1 protein-coding gene is annotated in these 1,558 nt (G+C 39.7%); it reads right to left on the reverse strand.

All coding sequences use genetic code 11. The annotated features are described in order from the left end of the window. Positions 1-84: 84 nt before the first annotated feature. Positions 85-1,317, reverse strand: a complete 1,233-nt coding sequence (locus VB740_RS18115) for a cysteine desulfurase-like protein (RefSeq protein ID WP_323201343.1) — start codon at positions 1,315-1,317, stop codon at positions 85-87. Between the last annotated feature and the right edge of the window lie 241 nt (positions 1,318-1,558).

Here is a 1,558-nt window from a genome sequence, read left to right on the forward strand (position 1 = left end):
GAAAGGGTAAAGGGATAAATTTAACCTTTCCCCTTACCCCTTTCCCTTTCCCCATTCCCAATGCCCAATCCCCAATCCCCAATTTTAAAATACCTGCTCAAAAGCCTCAATCAAGCTGTTAACTTCCTCAAGAGTGTTGTAATGCACCATACTCACCCGGACTATTCCACCTTGGGACGCTAAACCCAGGTAATCAATCAGCCGTTTAGCATAAAAGTCTCCGTAGCGAATCGCAATATAATGTTGGTCAATTTTTACAGGGATGGTTGAGCTATTCATTGCATCTACCGCAAAAGATATAGTTGGCACACGGAATTTACGGTCAGCTTTTGATTTACCAATCACTCGCACATTAGACTTACTGTTGAGGTAATTTAAGAGGCGATCGCTAATATGTTCTTCATGTATGCTCATTAAATCAAATGCCTGCACCATTTGGTTTCTCAAATCAGGTGCAGTTTGATCGCCGTAGTGCAGTTGTGCTAACTCACTTAGATAATCGCATAAACCCAACATTCCATAACTTAATTCAAAATTGACATTCCCTAACTGAAATTTATAAGGTATATCTGTCTGCTCAATAAAATAATGGTTAAGACCGGGTAATCTTAATAAATGCTCTTTTTTGCCATAAAGTAAAGCATGATGTGGCCCATAAACTTTATAAAAACTCAAAGTATAGAAATCAACATCCAAATCTTGGACATCAACTAATCTGTGGGGTGCATAAGCTACACCATCCACACAAATCATCGCATTGCGATCGTGTACAAATGCAGCAATTTCTTTGATCGGGTTAATGGTTCCCAGAACATTAGAAGCATGAGTCAAGGCTACTAGTTTTGTTCGCTGGCTCATCAATGGTTCTAAATCTGCTAAATGAAGTTCCAAGGTATCTGGGCGAATTTGCCACACTTTAACCTTCATTCCTTGTTTTTCAAGAGCTACCCAAGCACCAATATTGGCCTCATGGTCGCAATTAGTAACAATAATTTCATCACCAGGCGTAAAGGTTTGACCCAAACAAATTGAAAGAACTTTCAACATCATTGTAGTAGACGGGCCCATAACCACTTCTTTATAAGAATTGGCATTAATGAAAGTAGCCATTTGCCTAGTTGCTAAAGCCACTCGTTCTCCTGCAAGTTGAGAAACTGCGTAAGAAGCTCCCAACTGGACATCAGAACTCAAGAGGTATTCGCTAATTCTATCTACTACTTTTTTCAGAGTTTGTGACCCGCCAGCATTATCAAAAAACGTCCATTCACCAGCTAGTGCGGGAAAATATTGCCGAACTTTATCAAGATTCAGGAGCATAGTATCAGTTTTTTGGAGAATGTTCTTTATCCTAGTACAGCGAGCGCGTAAATAAAGCTACCATTTCTGACTTTTGACTTTCGCGCAGTGGTACTAGCCTACCTTTTGGCAAATCCCCCACAGAGCATCTACATCCTCTTTTGCTACAGCTTGTTGTGCCAGCCTTCTGACTCTATAAGAATCTCTCTATAGGAATCATATTTGATTTCTGAAAAATCTAAATATTTGTAGGGTGTGTTAG

The organism is Nostoc sp. UHCC 0251, assembly GCF_034932245.1.
GTDB lineage: Bacteria > Cyanobacteriota > Cyanobacteriia > Cyanobacteriales > Nostocaceae > Nostoc.